This window comes from Halopseudomonas oceani (assembly GCF_002903165.1).
In the GTDB taxonomy this organism is placed as follows: Bacteria; Pseudomonadota; Gammaproteobacteria; order Pseudomonadales; family Pseudomonadaceae; genus Halopseudomonas; species Halopseudomonas oceani.
Map to the genome: position 1 here is coordinate 36450 of NZ_PPSK01000017.1, position 20614 is coordinate 57063.

Below are 20614 nucleotides of genomic sequence, written 5' to 3' on the forward strand. Positions count from 1 at the left end.
AATGGACAGGAAGTCATGGATTGCCGCAAGCGTGGTTGTGCTGTGCACAGCGTTGTGTCTGCTGGGCTACCTCTGGGCGAATCAGCTCAGACTGGACGTGCCCGGTTACGGTTCTCTGCGGCCGCAGGGCGAAATGATGACGGTCCGCTTCGGTCGGCAGTTGATCTGGTTGGACGCTGCAGGGCGAGAGCAGCGGCACCTTGATCTGGCTGATGTCGGCCTGGTCCCGACAGGCGATCACGCCTTTTTTGCCAATGGTGATCTGCTGCTTTATCACCGCCCCGAGCGCGCCCGGTTGAGCTATTGGTTGGCCCGCTACCTGCGGTTGCGGAAACAGAGTGAACGTGCACCGAGGGTAGGAGAAGGGTTCTATCGCTGTGAGTTGCCGGCCCTAGCATGTGAACCCTTTGGTCGCGGGTTGCCCGCACTGGATAGTGCCTTTCACCTGGCGCTGGCAGCTGACGATACGCTGTTTGTCGCCGATACCCCCGGGTTTTACATCTACCGTCTTGCCGCTGGTGCCGACCAGCCTGAGCGCACTGGCGATGGGATGTTGCGCTTTCCCAATCAGATTCGCCTGAGCGAAGAGGGTCTATGGGTTGCTGATACCAATAACCGGCGGCTGCTGTTGCTGGAAAGTGATGGCAGGGCCTTCGGTCAGGTCATTCGGGAGGTCAGTCTGCGCCCCCAGGGAGCGTTACGGTGGCCGCATCAGTTTGCCGCTGAGGGTGATGGTTGGTTGGTCAATCTGGCGGATGATCGCATGCGCGATGGCCGGATTTATCGTTTCAGCGCTGCAGGTGAGGTAGTAGACAGCGTCGCTGCTGATCTGCTGGTTGACCCGCTGGTGTTCGAGCTTTGGAACGATCTGCTATGGGTTGTTGATGCACAGAGCCAACACCTGTCCCGCATGGATGTGCATGGGGCGCTGCTAGCCGAAACGGGCAGCGCCAGCCTGACGTCGCTGGAGCTGCAGGCACAGCATCAACGTACTCGTTACCTATGGCTTGGCCGGTTGTTTCTCGCGGGTATGGTTTTGTCGCTGCTCGCCGGGTTTGCCGCCGCCTGGCTGCTCGAACGCGAGCAGACGCGTGCGCAGTTTGCTGGCTGGTCCGGGCGCGCGCTCGCGCCGCTGGTGGCAGCTAAACCGGCACCGATACCGAGTGGCCAGGTTCACTGGCTGGAGAACAGGCTCAAGCGTCGTCTGCGATGGCAGGTGCCGCTGATACTGCTGGTTGTGGCTGCGCTGGCTTATGCGTTGCTGCGGGTGCTGCTGCTCGACGGTCCCTGGCAGCTGCGCGTTCAAATGCTGGTGCTGGCCCTGTATGCGGTATTGTCATTATGGCTGATGATGCGTGATCTGTTGGCCGCGGCACAGCAACGCGTAGGGGTGTCAGATGAATGGCTGTTTCTTGAGGCGCAAGGGCGGCAATGTCGCGTTGCCCTGGATCAGGTGCACTACAGTCGCAGCCATCTGGTAACGCCTGAGCTGGTGGTATTTCTTGGTCAGCCTGGGCACGCCGTTTTTGATCGCGCGGGGGTGGAGAGTGTGTTGTTTCCGCGGCTGAAAGGAGCTTCCCCCTGCTCCCCCTGGGCGGTCTGGAAAGCTCTTTGGCACACTCGGCATCCTCAGGCTGTGCTGTTGCTGGTACTGGTGCCTGCTACAGTCGGCCTGATGCTATCGCTGCGCCTGCTTGCTTGAGCAGGTCGACCCGCAAAATAACAATAAGCAGGAGTCGCAAATGGAAGCGGTTGATGTGTACTGGTCTTTCAGAAGCCCCTATTCGTACCTGTCCACCCCGGACATGCTTGCGCTGCAACGTGACTACCGTATCAAGGTCAACCTGAGAGTCGTGCTGCCCATCGCACTGCGCAGCCCGGATATTCTGTTTGCCGAGCAGAGCGCCAAGCGTGCGCGTTACATCGTGCTTGACTGGGCGCGTCGCGCTGAGTTTTTGGGCCTGCCTCATGGCTGGCCATCGCCAGACCCGGTGGTACAAGATCGTCAAACCCTGCAGGTGGCCCGGGATCAACCCTACATATACCGGCTTAGCGCGTTGGGCGTTGAGGCCCAGCGACGTGGGCTCGGGTGTGAATTCGCCGCCGAGGTGGCGCGTCTGATCTGGGGTGGTGTTGCAGGCTGGGATCAGGGTTCATTGTTGTCAGATGCGGTGGCGCGGGCCGGTTTGAATCTGGGTGAGCTGGAAGCGGCAATCGCCGAGGGAAGTCAACTCACTGAAATCGAAGCCAATCAGCGAGCGTTGGAGAAGGCTGGCCATTGGGGCGTGCCTACGTTTGTTTTCCGTGATGAGCCGTTCTTTGGCCAGGACCGGGTTGATACGCTGCGTTGGCGCCTGGATCAGGCTGGGTTGGCCGGTTGATCTTCACAGCCTGTCCGCCGACAGGCTGTGCTTTATGCTGTTCAAGCTTGCTGCGGATCGTCGCTGTCCAGGTTGGCTTGAGCCTGGGCGGCAATCAGATCCTGAAAATAGTCGCTGGTGCTCTGGCTGGTAGTGCGATCGCTCGCATTGAGCTGGCGGTGACGGCTGTCGTCTGCCTGGACTGCCGGGCTGGAGGCAAGGAATGAAGCAACGATCAATGCAGAAAGATTTTTCATGATGGCGTCTCCTGATGGTGAGCGTGGCCCTGATTACAACGTATACTCGGGAAATGTTTTGAAACTGTTTCCCTGGCGTTGATCTTTGAGATCCGTGGGATTGACGCTTTCCTTAGTACTCAAGGCCATTGAACTCACTATATGGGAGCGACAAACTGTCGCAGTAGCTAGGATTTTGATGACACAGAGTTTCTGATTTAGAAACAATAATTGGTGTTGGTGTCGATATCCGACTGCTGGGATCCAGTTTTAGGGCCGTTTCGTCTGATTACTCGATGGACTGCTGGAGGTACTGATGCCTATCTAAGCGTCGATGCCTTTTCCGGTAGTGCGTGAATACGTGATTTACTGTTTCTAATTTGGAAGCTATTGGCGGGTGCAATGCAGGATATGAACGATCTGTTGTGCTTTGCCCGCGTCGTCCGGTTTGGCGGTTTTGCTGCCGCTGAGCGTGCGACTGGCGAGCGCAAGTCCAAACTCAGTAAACGCGTTGCCCGACTGGAGACGCACTTTGGAGCCCGGCTGATCGAGCGCTCTACCCGAAGCTTTCGGGTGACCGATCTCGGGCGCGAGCTGTATCGCGAGTGTGAAGTAATACTGCAGCGGCTGGAGGCGACTGAGGCGCTGGCGATGACAGCGCGTGATGAGGTGTCCGGCACGGTTCGAGTAAGCATGTCCTCCGGCATGCTGGAGTACTTGGGACGGGACACGCTGGTCGACTTCATGACCCGCTATCCGGAAGTGCGCTTGCAGGTGCGGTTGTCCAGCCAGCGGGTGGACCTGATCAACGAGCGCATTGATGTCGCTTTCCGGGTTGCAACCCGTTTCGACACCGATCAGTCATTGGCAATGCGTTCGCTTGGGGTGGGCGCACGTATTCTGGCTGCCAGCCCAACGCTATTGCAGCGAATGGGTGGCGCGCCAGCGCAGCTGGAGGATCTCAGCCGCTTCCCAACCTTATCGGTTGGTGAAATGCTGGAGCGGGATCGCTGGGAGTTTGCCAATGACGCAGGGGAGACCTGCGATCTTCATCATGCTCCGCATTTCAGTTGTGGTGATCTGCAGCTGATATGCGAGGCGGCGGTCGCCGGGCAGGGCGTGGTGTTGTTGCCTGAACATATTTGCGAGCCAGAGATTCGTGCCGGTCGGCTGGTTCACATTCTGCCCCAATGGCATGCACTGGAAGGCCAGATTCACATGGTCTTCACTACGCCGCGCGGCATGCTGCCGCCGGTGCGGGCGTTTATCGATCACTGTGTTGAAACCCTGGCGCAGCGTGGCGGCCGAGGAGCGCGTTGATGACTGACTGGTTGCAAGCGGTAGCCCTGGAAACCGAGCTGGCGCTGCTGCGTCCGCTGCACGCGGACGATGCGGACGCGTTGGTGGCAGCTGCCAGCGATGGCCGCCTGTGGGAGCTGTGGTACACCCAGGTGCCAGATGCCGATTCGGTAGCGAGCTATGTAGCCGAAGCGCTGCGAGAACAGCAGCTCGGTCGTGCGCTGCCTTTTGTGGTCGTCGAGCGCGCCAGCGGCCAGGTCGTCGGCACGACCCGATATTGTCACGCCGATGCGGCGAATCGACGTCTGGAGATTGGTTACACCTGGTATGCCTCGCGCTGTCAGCGCACTGCCCTTAACACCCAGTGCAAGCTGGCATTGCTGCAACAGGCGTTTGAGGTGTTGGGCTGCGTCGCAGTGGAGTTTCGTACCCATTGGCATAACCATCAGTCGCGCGCGGCAATTGCCCGGCTGGGTGCCAAGCAGGACGGTGTGCTGCGCAATCATCGACTTGAACCGGATGGCGCGCGGCGCGATACCGTGGTGTTCTCGATTCTCGACAGCGAGTGGCCCTCAGTGCGCAAGTCGTTGCTGCACCGGCTGGCGCGTCACGTCGAGCGCTGATTGTCCTGTTCTGCGTCGACGCGCTTTTCCTGCTTGTGCTGGTCTTCGTTGGCGCCGAGCTTCCAGTAACTTGAGATGTACAGGTCGCCGCGGGCGATTTGGCGCTCCTCGCGCAGGAACTGGCGCAGCGCGCGCATACTGGCGAATTCGCACGCGGCCCACACGTTTACACGACCTACCGGCCAGTCTATCTGGCGCAGACGCTCTACCAGCGCCGCAGGGTTGCTGCCGGGCTTGGGGTTGACCCGCCAGATCAGCTCGATACCGGTTGGCGCGTTCAATGGCTGAATATCCGCCGGATCGATCACCTCCAGTACGGCGACTCCGCAGGCGCTGTCCGGCAGGGATTCCAGATTGACACTGATAGCCGGCAGGGCCGTCATGTCACCGACTACAACAAATCCGTCGGCGTCTTGCAGCAGCGGCTTACGTGGCCCAGGCCCGCCAATCAGAATGGTATCGCCGGGACTGCATTGCTCTGCCCAGCGTGAGGCCGGACCGCCGTCGGCGTGGCGGACAAAGTCGACATCAATTTCGCCCGGTCGTTGGGCGCGCACGGTGTAGGTGCGCATCAGTCTGGAGGAGCCGTCGGTGCCGGGGAACATGAGTTTGATATAGGCGCCGGCCTGATCGTCAGGGAAGGTCAGCATGCCGTCGCCGCCAAGGGTGACGCGCAGCATGTTGCGCGTCACTGGCTGCTTGCAGAGGACTTGCAAGGTCCGTGGTGTGGGTTTGGCCATGGATAATTCTCCAATCAGCTGTCTGGTGGCAGGTCGCCTTCCAGATTTTGGGTCATATGCCAGGCGATACGGATAAAGTGCTCGACCTCTTGTTGGGTCAGGTCACGGGTCATGCGTCCCAGCGTCTGCTCTTCCAATTGCTGAATGCGCTGCATCATTGCCTCGCCTGCTGGCGTTGGGTGCAGCAGTTGGCTGCGCTTGTCTGCCGGGTTGCTTGCTTTGTTGATCAGTCCGGCCTCAAGCAGGTCGTTGAGTACCCGGGTGATCTGTGCCTTGTCCCGGCGCATGCGCTGAGCGATGCGCTGGGCGGTACAGCCTTCCATGTAGCAGACAGCCTTGAGGGCACGAACGTGGGTTCCGGGCAATGGCAGGTCGGCGTCACGGATGGTTTGCACCATGTGGCTGCGATAGGCGTGGGCTACTTGTTGCAGGGCGTGGCTGAGCGATGGTCGTTGCATTTGCTGGGTTTTAATAATGTTGACTATATCAACTATATTGGGGTTGGTTGATATAGTCAATTATTTGCTGTCGTGCTGCCTGGTTGTGTGACGGCTAGACTGGGGCGCTCAATTTCCGGAGGGCTGAATGCCGCGTCTTTTTCTTGGCCTGGAAGTGCCTGAATCGCAGTGCCAACAACTGCTGTCACTGAGTGAGCCGATTGCTGGCCTGCGCTGGCAATGTCGGGCGCAGCTGCATTTGACCATGCGCTTTATCGGGCAACTGAGTGAAGCCCAGGCTGCTGAGCTGTCGCTGGCGCTGACGGCCCTGCGGGCTCCATTGTTTGAACTGCAGCTGCGCGGCGTCGGTTATTTCGGCTCGCCCCAGCGCCCTAACATTCTCTGGGCCGGCGTGGTTGCGCCAGCGCCGCTGCAGGCGCTGCGTGAGCAGGTCGACGAGCTGATCGCGCCCTGGTGCGCCGCCGATCCACAGCGCTTTGTACCGCATGTCACGCTGGCACGCTGCGGCCCGGGCTGCGGTCCTTTGCAAGGATTCCTGCAGCGGCACCGGGGACTGATGTCGGCGCCCTGGCGGGTGACAGAGCTTTGCCTGTTTGCCAGCGATCCTGGCCCCGGTGGCTCGCGTTACTCGGTGCTGGCGCGTTATCCATTGGAGGGCTGATGCAGCCATTGATTCGTTGTTACGACCCCGCAGCCGAGTATTACTTCGACGAAGGGTGTTATATCCACGAACTGTCCAATGCGGCGGATGATCCGCTGTTGTCGGTAGCTCGCGCGCGCCTGCCGCTGGGCGGACAGACTCGTTGGCATCGGTTGCACGGGGTGACCGAACGTTATCTGATCGAGGCGGGTGAGGGGCTGCTCGAGCTGGCAGAGCAGCCGGCGCGGCTGGTGGGCGCCGGTGATGTGGTGATCATTCCGGCTGGCTGCCCGCAGCGTATCCGCTGCGTCGGTGAGCAGGCGCTGGTGTTTTTGGCACTGTGCACACCGCGCTTTGTGCCGGACTGCTACGAGGATCTGGAACCGGCGGTCGGTTGATCGACCGAGGCAATTTCTGCTGCGGTCAGGACCCTGTATTGCCCTGGCCGCAGCGCGGGGTCTAGTTGAATCGCACCCATGCTTTCGCGGTGCAGGGTATCCACCTGATTGCCAACGGCATGAAACATCCGCTTGATCTGGTGATAGCGACCTTCGTAGATGGTCAGTCGGCATTCGCACGCACCGAGCTGCTCCAGTTGCGCCGGTGAGGTGGTTAGCTGCTCAGTGGTCATGTAGATCCCCGCAGCAAAACGCTCGGCGGTGTCGCTGCTGATAGGCCGCAGTGTCGTGACGCGATAGGTCTTGGGCAGCTTGACCCTAGGCTCGGTCAGCCGCCTCGACCAACTGCCGTCGTTGGTCAGAATCAGCAGCCCACTGGAGCCGCGGTCCAGGCGGCCACCGATATGCAGCTCCTCGCGCAGCTCTGCAGGAAACAGCTCCAGTACGGTTGGGTGTTGCGGGTCGCGGGTGGCACTCAGGTAACCAACCGGTTTGTGCAGCATGAAGAACAGCGCCGGCCGGTATTGCAGCAGTGTGTTATCCAGACGGATGGCAACGAATTGGTCGACCTCAAAGCGCGGGTCGCAGACGCGCTCATCGGCAACCGTTACCCGGCCGCTGGCAATCAGCAGGCGAGCGGCCTGCCGACTGTGCGGGGTGTTGTTGCTGATAAAACGGTCGAGTTTCATGGTCGCGGAGTATACCGCGTCTGCGGTCACTCGCTGCGGGCAGGGCGTTCCCATTCCGGTGGTCGCCACAGATGTTGGAGGCGCAGGCCAAGTGGCCCCGGTTTGCGCATGTCGCGAGCGATGTCTATGTATTCGTGCAGCCAGTTCACCAAGAGGCTCTTGCTGTGAATCTGTCGGGTGATGCCGTACTCGATTGGCTGATTGGCGCGCTCGCTGGCAAAGGTTCCGAACAGGCGGTCAAACACGATGAAGACGCCGCCAAAGTTGGTGTCGATGTAGCCGGGGTTGCGGGCGTGATGAACACGGTGATGGTTGGGCGTGTTGAACACATACTCGATCGCCGGGTGCAGCTTGCCCACCAGGGTGGTATGGATAAAGAACTGATACACCAGTGACAGCGCGTAGCAGACGCCGATCCACACCGGGTTGAAGCCCAGCAGCGATAGCGGCACATAGAACAGCCAGCCGCCGTTGAAGATGTTGGTCGCGTTCTGGCGCATGGCGGTGGAGAAGTTCATTCGCTCGCTGGAATGATGGGTGACATGCGCAGCCCAGAACCAACGCACCCGATGTGAGCTGCGGTGCATCCAGTAGAAGCACAGATCGGTGAGCACCCAGAGTGCCAGAGCGCTGGTGAGCGTCAGTGGAATATCGAACAGCCGATGCTGATACGCCAGCGCGTGGACCGGGAAGGCGATAAGCCCGGCAAACAGCAGCTCGGTGGTCTGGTAGCCCGCACCCAGCATGAAATTGCGCACGGATTCACCAGCATCGACCAGTGCGTGATCATGGCGGATCTTCAGGTATTCCCAGGCGAAAAGGCCGATGAATACGGGAGTGGCCAGGACAAAGATCAGCTGTCGCTCATCCAGCGCCAGCCAAGCAGGCAGGCTATGCCACAGGCTGCTCAGGCCGCTTTCTGCAAGTACCTGGCTGAAGGCGTCGGTCAGGTGTTCCATCGTGCGCTCCTTGTTGTAATGACTCGCATGATGCGGCTCCAGTAGTCTTGCATATTGACTATTTATGCCGAATTTTTGACCAAATACGCCAATCAGGAGAGGGCATGGCAACACCAATGCGGGTTACCGGTGCCTGGGTTCAGCAACTGACCGACTGGCTCGACTTGCACCAGTTGGCGGCACCGGCGTTGCGACTACTGCTCGATAGCCGGCGTCAAGACGAAGCGGTACCGCTGGCATTCTGGCAGTCGCTGCTGGCGCAGGCCGTTGAACTGCCGACGGGGGAACCTGTGCCGGCGCTGGAAATTGGTGCCCAGGTGCGTCCGCGTCATGTTGGTGTGCTTGGCTATTTGACTCTGGCCAGCCGAACACTGGGTGAGGCCATGCAGGTCTATCAGCGCTATGAGCAGCTGTTTTATGGTCAGCAACTGGTCCGAGTGCGGCGGCAAGGTGAGCTGGTCGTCATGTACTGGAGCGCCGAGGCGACCACCGGGGCGCTGGCTGATACGGTAGCTATTGCCGCGCTGGTCAGCTTTCTGCGGCGCTTGCTGCCGGACGTGTCGGCAATGGCGCAGGTGAGCTTTGTTTTCGCTGCTCCGGATGAGGCGGCCTGTGCTGCCTATGATGCCTTTTTTGGCTGCCGCGTTCGGTTTGCTGCCAATGCGACCGAGGTAGCGTTGCCGGTTGCCTGGCTGGGGCGACCTTTACCCCACAGCGATCCGGCGGGACGTGAGCAGCTGGATCAGCAGGCGCGTGCCCTGATGTTGGCTCAGCCGGCTGCCGATAGCTTTGATCGAGCGTTGCAGCACGCGCTGGTGCGCCGTTTGCCGGAAGGGGAGGTGGCGCTGAAGCAGGTGGCGCTGGACCTGCATTTGTCGGTGCGATCCGTGCAACGACGGCTGGCGCAGCGCCAGCTAAGCTGGCGAGGCCTACTTGAGCGAACCCGGTTGCAGCTGGCTGAGCAGTATCTGGCCGATCCGGCGCTGCAACTGGGCGAAGTGGCGTTGCTGCTGGGCTTTTCCGAGCAAAGTGCCTTCAACCGGGCTTTTCGACGCTGGACGGCGACGACGCCTGCGCGTTTCCGGCGCGACCTGAGGCTGCACTGAGCACAGCTGGACTGTTTCGGTTTACAGTAGGGCCATGCCGATACCGCTGGAAACTGTCCGATGTCGTTTACCGACTCTATTGCATCTGTTTTAACACCGCGCGAGTGGGGGTACGTCCTGCCTGAGGCGGCGCGATGAGATGGCCGTTAGGGGCTACGGTAGGTCAGCCGTTTCGGCGCCTGGCGGTCGGCCTGCTGCTGTTGGCCGTGCTGGGCGCGCTGATTGTCGAAATCATGGCCTGGCAGTTGCGCTCACTGGAACGTGAGGAAATCGAGAACGACCTCATTATCCGCTCATCGGATGTACGCAGCGCACTGGAAACCCGTTTGCGCGATGGTATTTATCTGACCCGAGGCCTGGTTTCCTTCCTTAAAAGCCAGCAGGGGCTGCGCCAGCCGGAAGCCCTTGAGCGCTGGATGGCCAGTATGCTCGCCGACGCTACCGACATCCGAAACATCGGAATTGCACCGAACAATCGAATCGAGCTGATTTACCCACTTGAGGGCAACGAAGCCGCGCTCGGGCTGGACTACCGTGAATCGCCGCAGCAGTGGGCAGCAGTCAAGCATATGATGGAAACTCGGGAACCTATGCTCGCGGGCCCGCTGCAACTGATACAGGGTAGCACTGCCTTGATCTACCGGGCGCCAGTGATCATGGATGGTGAGTACTGGGGACTGGTCAGTACAGTCATGAGTGCTGACAGGGTGCTGGGGATGCTAGATACCGAACAGCGTTGGCAGGATTTGCGTATCCAGCTGCAGCGCGAACAGGTTGGCGGCGAACCGATTGCCATCTGGGGCGGTGAGTTGATAGACGACGATCAGCCCCGGCATATGATGCGAATCCATCTGCCGGGGGTAATCTGGCGGCTGGTGGTGCAGAACCGCGAGCCCGTGCGGGAAGCGAGCACCCTGCGCCTTGCGTTCTACGCCGTGCTGGTGTTGGTCCTTTTGCTGATCGCCTATGTGCGCAGCAACGGGATCAGGCAGCAACTCGAGCGCGAGGCGATGTGGGCCGAGAATGAACGGCTGAAAACAGACTTCATTTCTACCATCAATCATGAATTGCGCACGCCGCTGACCAGTATTCTAGGTACCCTTGGGCTGCTCGACGGTGGTGCGACGGGTGTGTTGCCGGACAAGGCACACGGCATGGTCAGTGTGGCGCGGCGCAATGCCGAACACTTGCTGCGACTGATTAATGATCTGCTGGATATCGACAAACTGGTGGCGGGGCAGCTCATGCTCGACATGCAACCCCATCGGCTCGACAGCCTGCTACAGGCGGCTATGGAGGAAAACCACGGTTTTGCCTCCCGCCAGCAGATCAGCTGGGTCTATGACAATCCTCATCCTGAGGCCTGGGTCAGGGTTGATGCCACCCGTTTCCGTCAGGTGCTGGATAATCTGTTGTCCAATGCCGTGAAGTTCTCCCCGGTCGGTGCGACGGTCAGCATCTCCGTTTATGCCGAGGATGGCGGCGGTTCATGGTGTGTGGCTGTTGCTGATCAGGGCGAGGGGATTGCGCCAGAGTTTCAGCCCCGGGTGTTCGAGCGCTTTACGCAAGCGGATGGTTCCAGTCGACGCAAAACCGGCGGTACCGGCCTGGGATTGGCCATTGCCCGTGGCCTGATACAGCAGATGGGCGGCGAGATCGACTTTGTTTCCTCATCGCAGGGTACCTGCTTCACCCTGCATATTCCCAAATTGGTCAACTGAGAGGTGCAGATGGATCTGCAGCGCTATCTGAACAGCAAGCCTGAGGCGCTAGAGGACTATCCGTTCGGGCCGGACGCCCAAGTCTTTAAAGTTCAGAACAAGTTGTTTGCACTGGTATTCCGGCGCGATGGGTGTGAGTGCATCAACCTTAAATGCGACCCGGAAGAGGCTGTCGGTCTGCGTGACTTGTTTGCTGCAGTCAGCCCCGGTTATCACATGAACAAACGGCACTGGAATACCGTGCGTAACGACGGCAGCGTGCCGGTAGGGGAGCTGCAACGAATGATTGATCGCTCTTACGCCCTGGTGGTTCGACGGTTGCCGCGGGTTGTGCGGCAGGGGATGGAGCTGCGTCATGGGGTCGACACACTCTATGGTGGGGCGCCATAAGTCGTTTGTCGCGACCGACGTGGCCCGTGAATTATCTCCACCGCGTCAGCCTGCTACGCTTTGAGCTGGAGAAAATGTTTCTCAGGGAGACGGCGAATGCAGCGGGCGCAGGCAAAACAGCAGTTGGCCAGGTTGATGATGGCGGAGATGGAAGCGTCTGAGCGCGCCGAGGTCGTTGCCTTCTGGTTCTTCTGCGGGTTCTCTGAAGCTGATCCACAGGTCGCGGCGCTGCCTGATGCGCTGCGTACTCTGGTCTGCCGCGGTGTCGAGCCCGCCGATCCGAATGACAGTCAGCTTGATCCGCTGGTGCAGGCCAGCCTGGTCGAAGACCTGTATGGAGTGACCAACGATTATCTACTTGAGGCGTTGACCGAAAGAGGACTGGTGATCGAGCGGATCGACGACGAGGTTGAACCGATGTTTGCCTGCCCCTGCTGCGGTTATTTCAGCCTCAGCAGTGAGGGTGGCTACGAAATCTGCGCGGTGTGTTTCTGGGAGGATGACGGTGTACGCGACCCCACGGAGGTCAGCGGGCCGAACCATCTTACCCTGGCTGATGGCCGCAAGAATGTGCAGGCGTTCGGTGCCTGCGATATGGCGTCGGTGGCGCGGGTCGACAGGCAGGCGCGACAGCGTTACCGTGCTCCGCAGCGCTGAGCACAACAACGAGTAGAGCGGTCTTATGCCTGAAAAGCTGGTTTTCCTTCCCGTACTGGCGCAGATTGCCCTGACATTCTGGCTCTACATCACCCTTGCCCGGGCCAAGAATCGCGCGCAGGCGGCCGGCGAGGTCGATGAGGCGCGTCGTGCTCTCTATGATGATGCCTGGCCTGAGCCCGTGCAGCAGATCAACAACTGCATCCGCAACCAGTTTGAACTACCAGTGCTGTTCTACGTGCTGGTACTGTTGCTCTGGAGTGTGGGCGCTGCGGGTGTGCTGGCGCAACTGCTGGCCTGGTTATTCGTTGCCAGCCGGGTGATACATGCAAGGGTCCAAACCGGCAGCAACCATGTGCCGACCCGTCGGCGCGCCTTTAGTGTGGGTGCGCTGGTGCTGATGGCCATGACACTGCTCGCGCTGGCGGAGGTTTTTTGGGGATGAGAGAGAGCGCATTTCGTCGTCTGCTGCGCTCCAGCGGCAGGGGTTATCTGCTGGAGGCGGTGGTGTGTTTCGGCAGTCTGGTAGTGCTAATCGGGTTGGGTGTATTGATGCTACCGATGGCCTTTGCGGACGAGGCGGACACGCCATTTGCCTGGCTACTGACCGTGTTGTTGCTCGGCGGGCTGTGCGGCATCTGGGCGTTGATTCAGTTGGTGTCCAAGGTTGCGTTACCGGCGCGTGAGGTAGCGTCACCACGCGCTATCGTGATCATGTTGCTGCTCGGGGTAGCGAGCCTGCTGACGTTTTACACTCAGTGGAGCCTCTCGCCAGCCGCGAATCTGATGCTGGTGGTGCTGCCGCTGATTGGCAGTGCCCATTTTCTGTTTCTGGCGCGGGATTATCTGGTTCAGCGTAACCGGCGTGGTTGACAGCTGCGGGCTAAATCCGGTCGACTGGCGGCTTTCCTCTTCTCTGGATGAATGCCCGCCATGACTGAAGCTGCCGTTACCCTATTGTCGATCAATGCTGCCGAGCCGCAGGCGCTTCGTATTGGTGAGCGTCTTACCCGCACCGGGCATTTCAAGCGGGCGCGCAGCGGTGATGTGCTGATCGGTATCGATGGTATTGCCGGTGATTTTATCGCCGACATGAAGCACCACGGCGGGCTGGATCAGGCGCTTTACCTCTATAGCAAGGCCGACATGGATTGGTGGAGCGAACAGTTGCAGCGTCCGCTTGAACCCGGTTTTTTTGGCGAGAATCTGACCTTGTCCCACTGGTGGCCTGAGCTGCGGATTGGCGATCAATTGCACTTGGGTGACCTTGTGCTGGAAATCACCGCGCCGCGTATTCCCTGTTCAACGTTGGCGGCACGGGTTGGTGACAGCCGTTTTGCCAAGGCTTTCGTCAAGGCAGAGCGCTGCGGAGCCTACGCCCGGGTGTTGAAGGAAGGTACCGTCTGCGCTGGGCAGACGGTGGTCGTGACTCCGGGTGACAGCGCCTACCCCAGCATTAACGAAGTCTTTCGTTACTGTCACAGCAAGGGGCTGAACCCGACCTTCCTGCGCCGCCTGCTGGCTGCACCGCTGGCCGAGAAGATGCGTGCGGAGATGGAACAGAAGCTCGTCAGGGCTGAGCAGCAGACCCAGCCGCTACCCGGCCTGTAAGGGTTGGCCTGCGTCCGTTTCCTCGGTCACCGGCTGCCAGCCGGGGTCCGGCGCAAAGCGGGGGCCGAGGTCGGTGCTGAGGCTTTGCAGGCGCTGCATGATCGCCGCATGCCCTGTCTCGCGTGCGTGACACAAAGGGCCGCCGCGAAAGGGCGGGAAATAGCCGGCCAGGACCAGTGCCGCATCGAGCATGTCGGCGTCGCTGACAATGCCCTGGCGGCAGGCGCGTACGGCGCTGTTGAGCAGACTGAGCAGTAACCGGTCAGCCTGTTCCGCGTTCAGTTTTGCGGCTCTGCCCTTATTGCCTTTCCAGTGGCTGCGTTTTTTTGCATGTAACGATGTGCGCCCCTGCTCGACCGCGTTGCGCAAAATCAAGGGCGGTTCTGCCAACGGCGTATCGCGTTCGTTGTGCAAACGCTCGAACAGAGCGAGGCAGTCGCCCAACCCCCAGCTTTCAGCAATCGCCAGCGGCCCGCGGCTGCAGCCAAACGCCAGCGCCGCTTGGTCGATGGCATCGGCGCTGATCCCTTCTTCCAGTAGCAGCATGGCTTCCAGCAGCCAGGGGGCCAGGACCCGGCGCAGCAGCAGCCCCGGCTGGCTGCTGACCGGTAACGCTAGACAGCCAAGCTGGCCGACCAACTGGCGGGCCTGTTGCTGGCTGATATTGCGGCTGGTGCTGTGCGCGGCAATCTCGACCAGCGCGCCGTAGGACGGCGCGGCGAAGCGCAGCCCCAATAGGCGCCCGGCATCGCCGAGTGCGGCGCGCAGTGGCTCGACTGGCTCGGCGAAGCTGAGCACCAGTGCCTGTGCCCGCAGCCGCGACTCCAGTTTCTGCAGTTGCTCGCGCCGTTGCTCTAAAGCAGTCTGCTGGGCGTCTATCAGGGCATCGGCCACGGCTACGCCGTGGTGTTCCGGATCAAAGATCAGGGCATCCAGTGCGTGTTGTCGTTGCTCCTCGTTGCGGGTCCGCTGGCTGATCTGTTTGATACAGGCCGTCATGCCAGCGGTCGAACCGCCAACACTCACGCGTAGGCCTGCCAGTGCGGCCAGTGCCGCGAGCTGAATGCCGTCTTCGCTGTCGCCGAGCAGGTGCAGGTGGGTGAGCCGGCGATTTTCCTTGGCAACGGCCAAATCCTTGAGCCGCTGGCGCTGGAAGAACAGCTGAATCAGGTGACGGCTGGTCGGACTGTTGATCAATCGGGCGAACGAGTAGATCTCGCGATGCAGCAACAGGTCGGGCTTGCCGCCGTGGCGCTGCCAGAGTTCGATCAGGGCCTCTGCCGCCGGATAGTGACGTGGATCGGCCTTGGCACTGGCCTGACGGCGCATGTTTGCCGCAGCCAGGCGCCGTACCCAGTCCAGCCGGAAGGGGCGGCCTTTAAGGTTGCGTCGGTGCAGAGGCAGGCGTCCGGCCAGCGCATCATCAATCAGCGGCCTGAGTTGGTGCTCTGCCGCGACGTGATCAATAAGGCCGGCCTTGTGAGCCTGCTCTGCTTGCAACGCCTTGCCGGTCAGCATCATGCGCATCGCCAGCAGCGGGTCGATCAGGTCAGGTAGCCGCGCTGTGGCGCCCAGCCCGGGATGCAGGCCGACCAGAATTTCCGGTAGGCCGGTGCGGGTGTCCGGCGTCGCCAGGCGCATGTCGCAGCACAGTGCGAGCTCCAGGCCGCCACCGAGGGTCTCGCCGTGCAGCACGGCCAGGGTCGGGCAGGGCAGGTCGATCAGTTGCTGGGCCAGCAGGTGCGCGTCGACCAGCTGCCGTACCGCATCGGCTTCGTTGTCGAGCTGACGGAAGTCCTTCAGGTCAGCGCCCATGCAGAATCCTGATGGTTTGGCCGAGCGTATTACCAGCGCGGTTGGCATGTCGCGGCGGAGGCTGGCCAGCACGTCCCCGAGCTCGATCAGCGCCACTGAGGACAGCAGGTTGGCGCTGCTGTCCGCATGGTCGAACAGCAGCCAGGCGACATCACGTTCGTCCCGGCGCAGGCGCCAGTGTTGCCACGGCGACTGCGCAGGCTGCTGCAATTCGAGGTGGTTGAACGGTCCGAGTTCGCGTTCACGCAGCGTGAGCGTGTCGGGTGCTTGAGTCATTCGCTGGTCTCCTGTGGGCGGGTGATCAGCAAGGCCAGCGCGTGGCCGCCTGCGTGCTGTTCGCAGACGATACCGCGCGGAAGGTGATTGCGTTGCAGGTTGTCGGCCAGCTGCAGTAATTGGCGGCAGCCGTCGGTGGCGCTCAGTGCGCCAAGGGCAATGCTGCCGCCGTGGACGTTCAGGCTGCAGGGATCGAGGCGGCCGACCGGCTGCTCCAGTCCGAGCTGGCGGTGGCAGAAATCCGCGTCCTGCCAGGCGGCCAGATGGCTCAGCAACGCGAGCGCAGGCGATTCCGGCAACTCCCACAGATCAATATCAGCCAGCGACAGCTGTTGCTGGCCCAGCAGGCGCGTGGCGGCCAGCAAGGGGGCCAATGTCGGGTACTCGGCGGGTGCCTGCGCATGGCTGCTGGCACCAAGGTGGGCGAGCGGCGTGCGTTTCAGGCGCTGCAGTCCTCTGGGTGAGGCCAGCAGCAGGGCGCAGGCTCCGGCCACCGCATCTGGTTGGTCCTCGGTGCAGGCGTGGCCCTGACTGTCGAACAGGGTTGTACGGTGTCGGTTCGTCAGGCCGCCCTGTTCGGCGTCGTCGGCGCGCAGCCGACTGGCCTCGGCAAAGGCGCTGGCGTCCTCATCCTGTACATCAAACAGCCGGGCCAGGCGTTGAGCCGATGTCAGCAGATCGTTCTGAGGCGTAGCCTTGAGGTCGCTGCTGAGTACCAACACCAGATCGGCATCGCCGCTGCGGATCTGCTGGCTGGCCAGCGCAACGGCAGACAGGCCATGGTCGCACTGGTATAACGCGGTATCGGTGTCCAGCCGCAGACGTTTGCGCAGATCCCGTACCTGTGGCTCTGCTTCAGCCGCGAGGATCAGGCTGTCGAGCAGATGCGGGGTAACTGCGCAGCGCAGCAGCAACGGTGCGCTGCACTGCACGGCCAGGTCGAGCAGGCCGAAGCCGCTGCTCTGCAACGTCGTGGCGTTGATCTGTGGGGTACGCAGGCCGTCGATGAGAAGAACATCGGCTGGCGTGGAGGCAGAGTGATTGATCTGGCTGTCCATGCTGGGCTCATGTGGTTGAACGTCAATTCAGGCTGATGCGCGGTGCAGGCCCGAGCGAACTCCCGCAATAGGAGCGCTGCGCAGGCTATGACCGGACCGACCCGGATCAGTTCAGTGTAGATAAGCTGGGGGCCTAGACAGAAACAAAAGCGCGGCGCCGTGATTGGCGCCGCGGGAGGCGGGGATCAGTCGCGGGCCAATGCCAGCGCCACGCCCTGGCCGCCACCGATGCACAGGGTAGCCAGGCCTTTCTTGGCGTCACGGCGCAGCATTTCGTGCAGCAGGGTAACCAGCACACGGCAGCCGGAGGCGCCGATCGGATGGCCCAGCGCGATGGCGCCACCGTTGACGTTGACCTTGTCTGCATCCCACTGCAGCTCCTTGCCGACTGCCAGCGCCTGGGCGGCGAAGGCTTCGTTGGCTTCGATCAGGTCCAGGTCGGCAACCTGCCAGCCTGCCTTAGCCAGGCAGCGCTGGGTGGCGGAGACCGGGCCAATGCCCATGATCGCCGGATCAACGCCCGCGTTGGCATAGGAGGCGACGCGAGCCAGTACCGGCAGGCCCAGCTCGGCGGCTTTGCTGGCGCTCATCATCAGCACGGCGGCGGCGCCATCGTTAAGGCTAGAAGCATTACCGGCGGTAACGCTGCCCTCTTTCCTGAAGGCCGGTTTGAGGCTGCCGAGGCTTTCTGCGGTGGTCCCGGCGCGCGGCTGCTCATCCCGGGTGATCAGCAGGGCATCGCCCTTGCGCTGAGGGATGCTGACCGGGGTGATTTCCTTGTCAAAGACGCCGGCGTCGCGGGCGGCAACGGCTTTCTGCTGGGACGCTGCGGCGAAAGCGTCCTGTTCTTCACGGCTGAGGCCATACTTGTCGACCAGGTTTTCGGCAGTAATGCCCATGTGGTAGTTGTTGAAGGCGTCCCACAGGCCATCCTGGATCATTGTGTCGATCATCTGGCCGTGGCCCATGCGCTGACCGGTGCGCGAGGTGGGGATGATGTGCGGTGACAGGCTCATGGACTCCTGGCCACCGGCTATCATGATCTCGGCATCGCCGCAGCGGATCGCCTGAGCGGCGAGGTGCAGGGCTTTGAGGCCGGAGCCACAGACCTTATTCAGGGTAAGAGCGGGAACACTGTGCGGCAGGCCTGCGTGGATGGCAGCCTGGCGAGCGGGATTCTGGCCGCAACCAGCGGTCAGCACCTGTCCGAATATGACCTCGTCGACGGATGCAGGGTCGATTTCAGTCTCGTCCAGCAAGCGGCGGATGACGGTGGCTCCCAGCTCGTGGGCGGGCACCTTGGCAAACTGGCCCCCGAAACTGCCGATGGCGGTACGGGTGGCGGCAACAATCACGACCTCTTGCATGAACAGGCTCCTCTATGCAGGCACTATTTTTCGAGTGCACAAGCATAGAGGGGCGCTCTATTCAGAACAAGCTGTCTCGTCACTGGTACAACCTTTCGGCTGCACCAGAACGCTGGATCACCCTCAGGCGTGGGCGATCCGGTTGGCGATCAGGTCCTGTACCACTGCCGGGTCGGCCAGGGTCGAGGTATCCCCCAGAGTGTCCAGCTCATTGCAGGCGATCTTGCGCAGGATACGACGCATGATCTTGCCCGAGCGGGTCTTCGGCAGGCCTGGTGCCCATTGCATGAACTCGGGGCGGGCAAAGGCACCAACCTGATCGGCAACAAAGGCCTTCAGCTCTTTTACCAGCTCCTCGCTTGGGGTAATCCCGTTCATTGGTGTGACGTAGACGTAGATGCACTGGCCCTTGATGTCGTGCGGGCAGCCGACCACGGCTGCCTCGGCGACCGCGTCGTGCAGTACCAGCGCGCTTTCCACCTCGGCGGTACCGATGCGGTGACCGGAGACATTAAGCACATCGTCCACGCGGCCGGTGATCCAGTAGTAACCGTCTTCATCGCGGCGGGCACCATCGCCGGTAAAGTAAACGTCTTTGTAGGTGTTGAAGTAGGTGTCGATCAGGCGCTGATGGTCGCCGTAGACGGTGCGGATCTGGCTCGGCCAGGAGCGCTTGATTACCAGGTTGCCGCTGGTCGCACCGTCGAGCTCGTTGCCTTCCGGGTCATACAGTGCGGGCTCGACGCCAAAGAACGGACGGGTGGCTGAGCCCGGCTTGAGCATGGTTGAACCTGGCAGCGGGGTGATCATGGCTGCGCCGGTTTCGGTCTGCCACCAGGTATCGACGATCGGGCAGCGCTGCTCACCGACCACGTGGTAATACCATTCCCAGGCTTCCGGGTTGATCGGCTCGCCGACGCTGCCGAGCAGGCGCAGGCTGGCGCGCGAGGACGACTTGACCGGCGCATCGCCCTTGGCCATCAGCGCGCGCAGGGCGGTTGGAGCGGTGTAGAAAATGTTGATCTGGTGCTTGTCGATCACCTGCCAGCAGCGGGACGCGTCCGGGTAGGTCGGTACGCCCTCGAACAGCACGGTAGTGGCACGGTTGCACAGTGGGCCATAGACGATATAGGAGTGGCCGGTAATCCAGCCGACGTCAGCGGTGCACCAGTAGACTTCGCCCGGTACGTAGTCGAACACGTAGTAGTGGGTCATTGCCGCCATCAGCAGGTAGCCGCCGGTGGTGTGCAGTACACCCTTGGGCTTGCCGGTGGAGCCGGAGGTGTAGAGGATGAATAGCGGGTCTTCGCTGTCCATTGGCTCGGGGGCGCACTGGTTGCTCGCTGCGGTGGTCGCTTCGGTGTAGCAGACATCACGCTTTTCATCCCAGGCAACGTCAGCACCGGTGCGCTTGACGGTTACCACGGTGTGAACGTCGGGGCAGTCCTTCAGGGCTTTTTCGACGTTGACCTTGAGCGGCACGGTCTTGCCGCCGCGCACACCTTCGTCGGCGGTGATCACCGCGCGGCAGTCGGCGTCGAGAATGCGATCACGCAGGGCGTCTGGCGAGAAGCCGCCGAACACTACGGAGTGGACAGCACCGATGCGTGCGCAGGCGAGCATGGCGTAGGCCGCTTCGGGAATCATCGGCATGTACAGGCAAACGCGATCGCCTTTGCTGACACCGCGTTCCTTCAACACGTTGGCCAGACGGCAGACTTTATCGTGCAGTTCGTTGTAGCTGATGCGGGCATCTTCGCTCGGATCATCACCTTCCCAGATGATGGCGATTTCGTCACCGTGCTCGGCAAGGTGGCGGTCGATGCAGTTGACGCTAACGTTGAGCTTGCCGTCGATAAACCAGGCAGCCTGACCTTTGCTCAGGTCGCTTTCATGAACCTTGCTCCAGCGCTTGTCCCAGGTCAGAAAGCGCTCGGCCTGCTCGGCCCAGAACTGGTCGGGCTGCTCAAGCGACTGCTTGTACATACGCTGATAGGTCGCGTCATCCAGATGCGTGTGCGCGCGAGCGGACTCGGACACCTTGTGGTTTTCGATTGCGTACATGGGTATTCCCCTCTTGTTATTGAATCAGGCAGTCTCTTGTCAGCCGGCCCTGCAGAGGGTCTGTCCGGTGCTGCAGCAGAGATTCCAGACCGGCGAAACCGCTTGGGGTTGGTCGGTCAGTTTAGGCTATTTAGCGTCGGCCATCAG

Annotated in this window: 22 protein-coding genes; 13 read left to right on the plus strand and 9 right to left on the minus strand. The window is 61.3% G+C overall.

What is annotated here, in order from left to right; all coding sequences use genetic code 11:
• Position 1 precedes the first annotated feature (1 nt).
• Together C1949_RS15165 and C1949_RS15170 are read left to right on the plus strand one after the other, a co-directional pair.
• Positions 2-1702 (plus strand): NHL repeat-containing protein, encoded by a 1701-nt coding sequence (locus C1949_RS15165; RefSeq protein ID WP_146040335.1) that lies wholly within the window; start codon positions 2-4, stop codon positions 1700-1702.
• Between the two features lie 40 nt (positions 1703-1742).
• Positions 1743-2381, plus strand: a complete 639-nt coding sequence (locus C1949_RS15170; RefSeq protein ID WP_104739315.1) for a 2-hydroxychromene-2-carboxylate isomerase — start codon at positions 1743-1745, stop codon at positions 2379-2381.
• Between the two features lie 41 nt (positions 2382-2422).
• On the opposite strand, the gene C1949_RS15175 is transcribed toward C1949_RS15170, so the two are convergent.
• Positions 2423-2617, minus strand: a complete 195-nt coding sequence (locus tag C1949_RS15175; RefSeq protein ID WP_104739316.1) for a hypothetical protein — start codon at positions 2615-2617, stop codon at positions 2423-2425.
• Positions 2618-3007: 390 nt separating this feature from the next.
• On the opposite strand from C1949_RS15175, the gene C1949_RS15180 reads away from it, so the two are divergent.
• Positions 3008-3916, plus strand: a complete 909-nt coding sequence (locus tag C1949_RS15180) for a LysR family transcriptional regulator (protein WP_211287177.1) — start codon at positions 3008-3010, stop codon at positions 3914-3916.
• Positions 3916-4518, plus strand: coding sequence for a GNAT family N-acetyltransferase (locus C1949_RS15185; protein ID WP_104739318.1), 603 nt, complete (start codon positions 3916-3918; stop codon positions 4516-4518). The genes C1949_RS15180 and C1949_RS15185 overlap by 1 nt, the downstream gene beginning before the upstream one ends.
• Here the strand turns inward: C1949_RS15185 and C1949_RS15190 are convergent.
• Together C1949_RS15190 and C1949_RS15195 are read right to left on the minus strand one after the other, a co-directional pair.
• The gene (locus tag C1949_RS15190) at positions 4503-5258 is read right to left on the minus strand and encodes a siderophore-interacting protein (RefSeq protein ID WP_104739319.1); all 756 of its coding nucleotides are present in this window, start codon (positions 5256-5258) and stop codon (positions 4503-4505) included. The genes C1949_RS15185 and C1949_RS15190 overlap by 16 nt on opposite strands.
• Before the next feature lie 14 nt (positions 5259-5272).
• Positions 5273-5716 (minus strand): MarR family winged helix-turn-helix transcriptional regulator, encoded by a 444-nt coding sequence (locus tag C1949_RS15195; protein WP_104739320.1) that lies wholly within the window; start codon positions 5714-5716, stop codon positions 5273-5275.
• A 127-nt stretch (positions 5717-5843) separates the two neighbouring features.
• Here C1949_RS15195 and thpR point away from each other — a divergent pair, with 127 nt between their 5' ends.
• On the plus strand, positions 5844-6377 hold the full coding sequence (gene thpR / locus C1949_RS15200) for an RNA 2',3'-cyclic phosphodiesterase (RefSeq protein WP_104739321.1): 534 nt from the start codon (positions 5844-5846) through the stop codon (positions 6375-6377).
• Positions 6377-6754, plus strand: a complete 378-nt coding sequence (locus C1949_RS15205) for a cupin domain-containing protein (protein WP_104739322.1) — start codon at positions 6377-6379, stop codon at positions 6752-6754. Before thpR ends, C1949_RS15205 begins: the two co-directional genes overlap by 1 nt.
• Here the strand turns inward: C1949_RS15205 and C1949_RS15210 are convergent.
• Both C1949_RS15210 and C1949_RS15215 read right to left on the minus strand, forming a co-directional pair.
• Positions 6724-7443, minus strand: a complete 720-nt coding sequence (locus C1949_RS15210) for a pseudouridine synthase (protein ID WP_104739363.1) — start codon at positions 7441-7443, stop codon at positions 6724-6726. The two genes, C1949_RS15205 and C1949_RS15210, sit on opposite strands and share 31 nt — an antisense overlap.
• A gap of 26 nt (positions 7444-7469) precedes the next feature.
• Positions 7470-8402, minus strand: coding sequence for a sterol desaturase family protein (locus C1949_RS15215; protein WP_104739323.1), 933 nt, complete (start codon positions 8400-8402; stop codon positions 7470-7472).
• A 104-nt stretch (positions 8403-8506) separates the two neighbouring features.
• On the opposite strand from C1949_RS15215, the gene C1949_RS15220 reads away from it, so the two are divergent.
• The 7 genes from C1949_RS15220 to C1949_RS15250 all read left to right on the plus strand — a co-directional run bounded on the left by C1949_RS15220 (position 8507) and on the right by C1949_RS15250 (position 13887).
• A complete protein-coding gene (locus C1949_RS15220; protein ID WP_104739324.1) occupies positions 8507-9508 on the plus strand; it encodes a helix-turn-helix domain-containing protein in 1002 nt (333 codons plus the stop codon).
• A 134-nt stretch (positions 9509-9642) separates the two neighbouring features.
• Positions 9643-11229, plus strand: a complete 1587-nt coding sequence (locus C1949_RS15225) for a sensor histidine kinase (RefSeq protein ID WP_104739325.1) — start codon at positions 9643-9645, stop codon at positions 11227-11229.
• Between the two features lie 9 nt (positions 11230-11238).
• Complete coding sequence (locus C1949_RS15230) at positions 11239-11619, plus strand: MmcQ/YjbR family DNA-binding protein (RefSeq protein WP_104739326.1); 381 nt, start codon at positions 11239-11241, stop codon at positions 11617-11619.
• Positions 11620-11715: 96 nt separating this feature from the next.
• Entirely contained in the window at positions 11716-12276 is a 561-nt protein-coding gene (locus tag C1949_RS19715; protein ID WP_229744471.1) for a CPCC family cysteine-rich protein, read from the plus strand.
• Between the two features lie 25 nt (positions 12277-12301).
• Positions 12302-12721 carry an MAPEG family protein gene (locus C1949_RS15240; protein ID WP_104739327.1) on the plus strand — a complete coding sequence of 140 codons (420 nt, stop codon included), beginning with the start codon at positions 12302-12304 and terminating at the stop codon, positions 12719-12721.
• Entirely contained in the window at positions 12718-13149 is a 432-nt protein-coding gene (locus C1949_RS15245; protein WP_104739328.1) for a hypothetical protein, read from the plus strand. The genes C1949_RS15240 and C1949_RS15245 overlap by 4 nt, the downstream gene beginning before the upstream one ends.
• Positions 13150-13209: 60 nt before the next feature.
• Positions 13210-13887, plus strand: coding sequence for an MOSC domain-containing protein (locus C1949_RS15250; RefSeq protein WP_104739329.1), 678 nt, complete (start codon positions 13210-13212; stop codon positions 13885-13887).
• On the opposite strand, the gene C1949_RS15255 is transcribed toward C1949_RS15250, so the two are convergent.
• From C1949_RS15255 to acs, 4 genes are all read right to left on the minus strand, one after another.
• Positions 13873-15978, minus strand: a complete 2106-nt coding sequence (locus C1949_RS15255) for an enoyl-CoA hydratase-related protein (protein WP_104739330.1) — start codon at positions 15976-15978, stop codon at positions 13873-13875. The genes C1949_RS15250 and C1949_RS15255 overlap by 15 nt on opposite strands.
• Positions 15975-17036: an acetyl-CoA C-acetyltransferase gene (locus tag C1949_RS15260; RefSeq protein WP_104739331.1), complete on the minus strand. Its 1062-nt coding sequence runs from the start codon at positions 17034-17036 to the stop codon at positions 15975-15977. The genes C1949_RS15255 and C1949_RS15260 overlap by 4 nt, the downstream gene beginning before the upstream one ends.
• A gap of 185 nt (positions 17037-17221) precedes the next feature.
• Positions 17222-18403, minus strand: a complete 1182-nt coding sequence (locus C1949_RS15265) for an acetyl-CoA C-acetyltransferase (RefSeq protein ID WP_104739332.1) — start codon at positions 18401-18403, stop codon at positions 17222-17224.
• Between the two features lie 123 nt (positions 18404-18526).
• A complete protein-coding gene (gene acs / locus C1949_RS15270) occupies positions 18527-20467 on the minus strand; it encodes an acetate--CoA ligase (protein WP_104739333.1) in 1941 nt (646 codons plus the stop codon).
• Positions 20468-20614: the final 147 nt, after the last annotated feature.

What these genes read in the sequence shown, in the direction of transcription:
- C1949_RS15165 (WP_146040335.1), top strand. Translation starts at nt 2, where the DNA reads ATGGACAGGAAGTCATGGATTGCCGCAAGCGTGGTTGTGCTGTGCACA.
- C1949_RS15170 (WP_104739315.1), top strand. Translation starts at nt 1,743, where the DNA reads ATGGAAGCGGTTGATGTGTACTGGTCTTTCAGAAGCCCCTATTCGTAC.
- C1949_RS15175 (WP_104739316.1), bottom strand. Translation starts at nt 2,617, where the DNA reads ATGAAAAATCTTTCTGCATTGATCGTTGCTTCATTCCTTGCCTCCAGC.
- C1949_RS15180 (WP_211287177.1), top strand. Translation starts at nt 3,008, where the DNA reads ATGAACGATCTGTTGTGCTTTGCCCGCGTCGTCCGGTTTGGCGGTTTT.
- C1949_RS15185 (WP_104739318.1), top strand. Translation starts at nt 3,916, where the DNA reads ATGACTGACTGGTTGCAAGCGGTAGCCCTGGAAACCGAGCTGGCGCTG.
- C1949_RS15190 (WP_104739319.1), bottom strand. Translation starts at nt 5,258, where the DNA reads ATGGCCAAACCCACACCACGGACCTTGCAAGTCCTCTGCAAGCAGCCA.
- C1949_RS15195 (WP_104739320.1), bottom strand. Translation starts at nt 5,716, where the DNA reads ATGCAACGACCATCGCTCAGCCACGCCCTGCAACAAGTAGCCCACGCC.
- thpR (WP_104739321.1), top strand. Translation starts at nt 5,844, where the DNA reads ATGCCGCGTCTTTTTCTTGGCCTGGAAGTGCCTGAATCGCAGTGCCAA.
- C1949_RS15205 (WP_104739322.1), top strand. Translation starts at nt 6,377, where the DNA reads ATGCAGCCATTGATTCGTTGTTACGACCCCGCAGCCGAGTATTACTTC.
- C1949_RS15210 (WP_104739363.1), bottom strand. Translation starts at nt 7,443, where the DNA reads ATGAAACTCGACCGTTTTATCAGCAACAACACCCCGCACAGTCGGCAG.
- C1949_RS15215 (WP_104739323.1), bottom strand. Translation starts at nt 8,402, where the DNA reads ATGGAACACCTGACCGACGCCTTCAGCCAGGTACTTGCAGAAAGCGGC.
- C1949_RS15220 (WP_104739324.1), top strand. Translation starts at nt 8,507, where the DNA reads ATGGCAACACCAATGCGGGTTACCGGTGCCTGGGTTCAGCAACTGACC.
- C1949_RS15225 (WP_104739325.1), top strand. Translation starts at nt 9,643, where the DNA reads ATGAGATGGCCGTTAGGGGCTACGGTAGGTCAGCCGTTTCGGCGCCTG.
- C1949_RS15230 (WP_104739326.1), top strand. Translation starts at nt 11,239, where the DNA reads ATGGATCTGCAGCGCTATCTGAACAGCAAGCCTGAGGCGCTAGAGGAC.
- C1949_RS19715 (WP_229744471.1), top strand. Translation starts at nt 11,716, where the DNA reads ATGCAGCGGGCGCAGGCAAAACAGCAGTTGGCCAGGTTGATGATGGCG.
- C1949_RS15240 (WP_104739327.1), top strand. Translation starts at nt 12,302, where the DNA reads ATGCCTGAAAAGCTGGTTTTCCTTCCCGTACTGGCGCAGATTGCCCTG.
- C1949_RS15245 (WP_104739328.1), top strand. Translation starts at nt 12,718, where the DNA reads ATGAGAGAGAGCGCATTTCGTCGTCTGCTGCGCTCCAGCGGCAGGGGT.
- C1949_RS15250 (WP_104739329.1), top strand. Translation starts at nt 13,210, where the DNA reads ATGACTGAAGCTGCCGTTACCCTATTGTCGATCAATGCTGCCGAGCCG.
- C1949_RS15255 (WP_104739330.1), bottom strand. Translation starts at nt 15,978, where the DNA reads ATGACTCAAGCACCCGACACGCTCACGCTGCGTGAACGCGAACTCGGA.
- C1949_RS15260 (WP_104739331.1), bottom strand. Translation starts at nt 17,036, where the DNA reads ATGGACAGCCAGATCAATCACTCTGCCTCCACGCCAGCCGATGTTCTT.
- C1949_RS15265 (WP_104739332.1), bottom strand. Translation starts at nt 18,403, where the DNA reads ATGCAAGAGGTCGTGATTGTTGCCGCCACCCGTACCGCCATCGGCAGT.
- acs (WP_104739333.1), bottom strand. Translation starts at nt 20,467, where the DNA reads ATGTACGCAATCGAAAACCACAAGGTGTCCGAGTCCGCTCGCGCGCAC.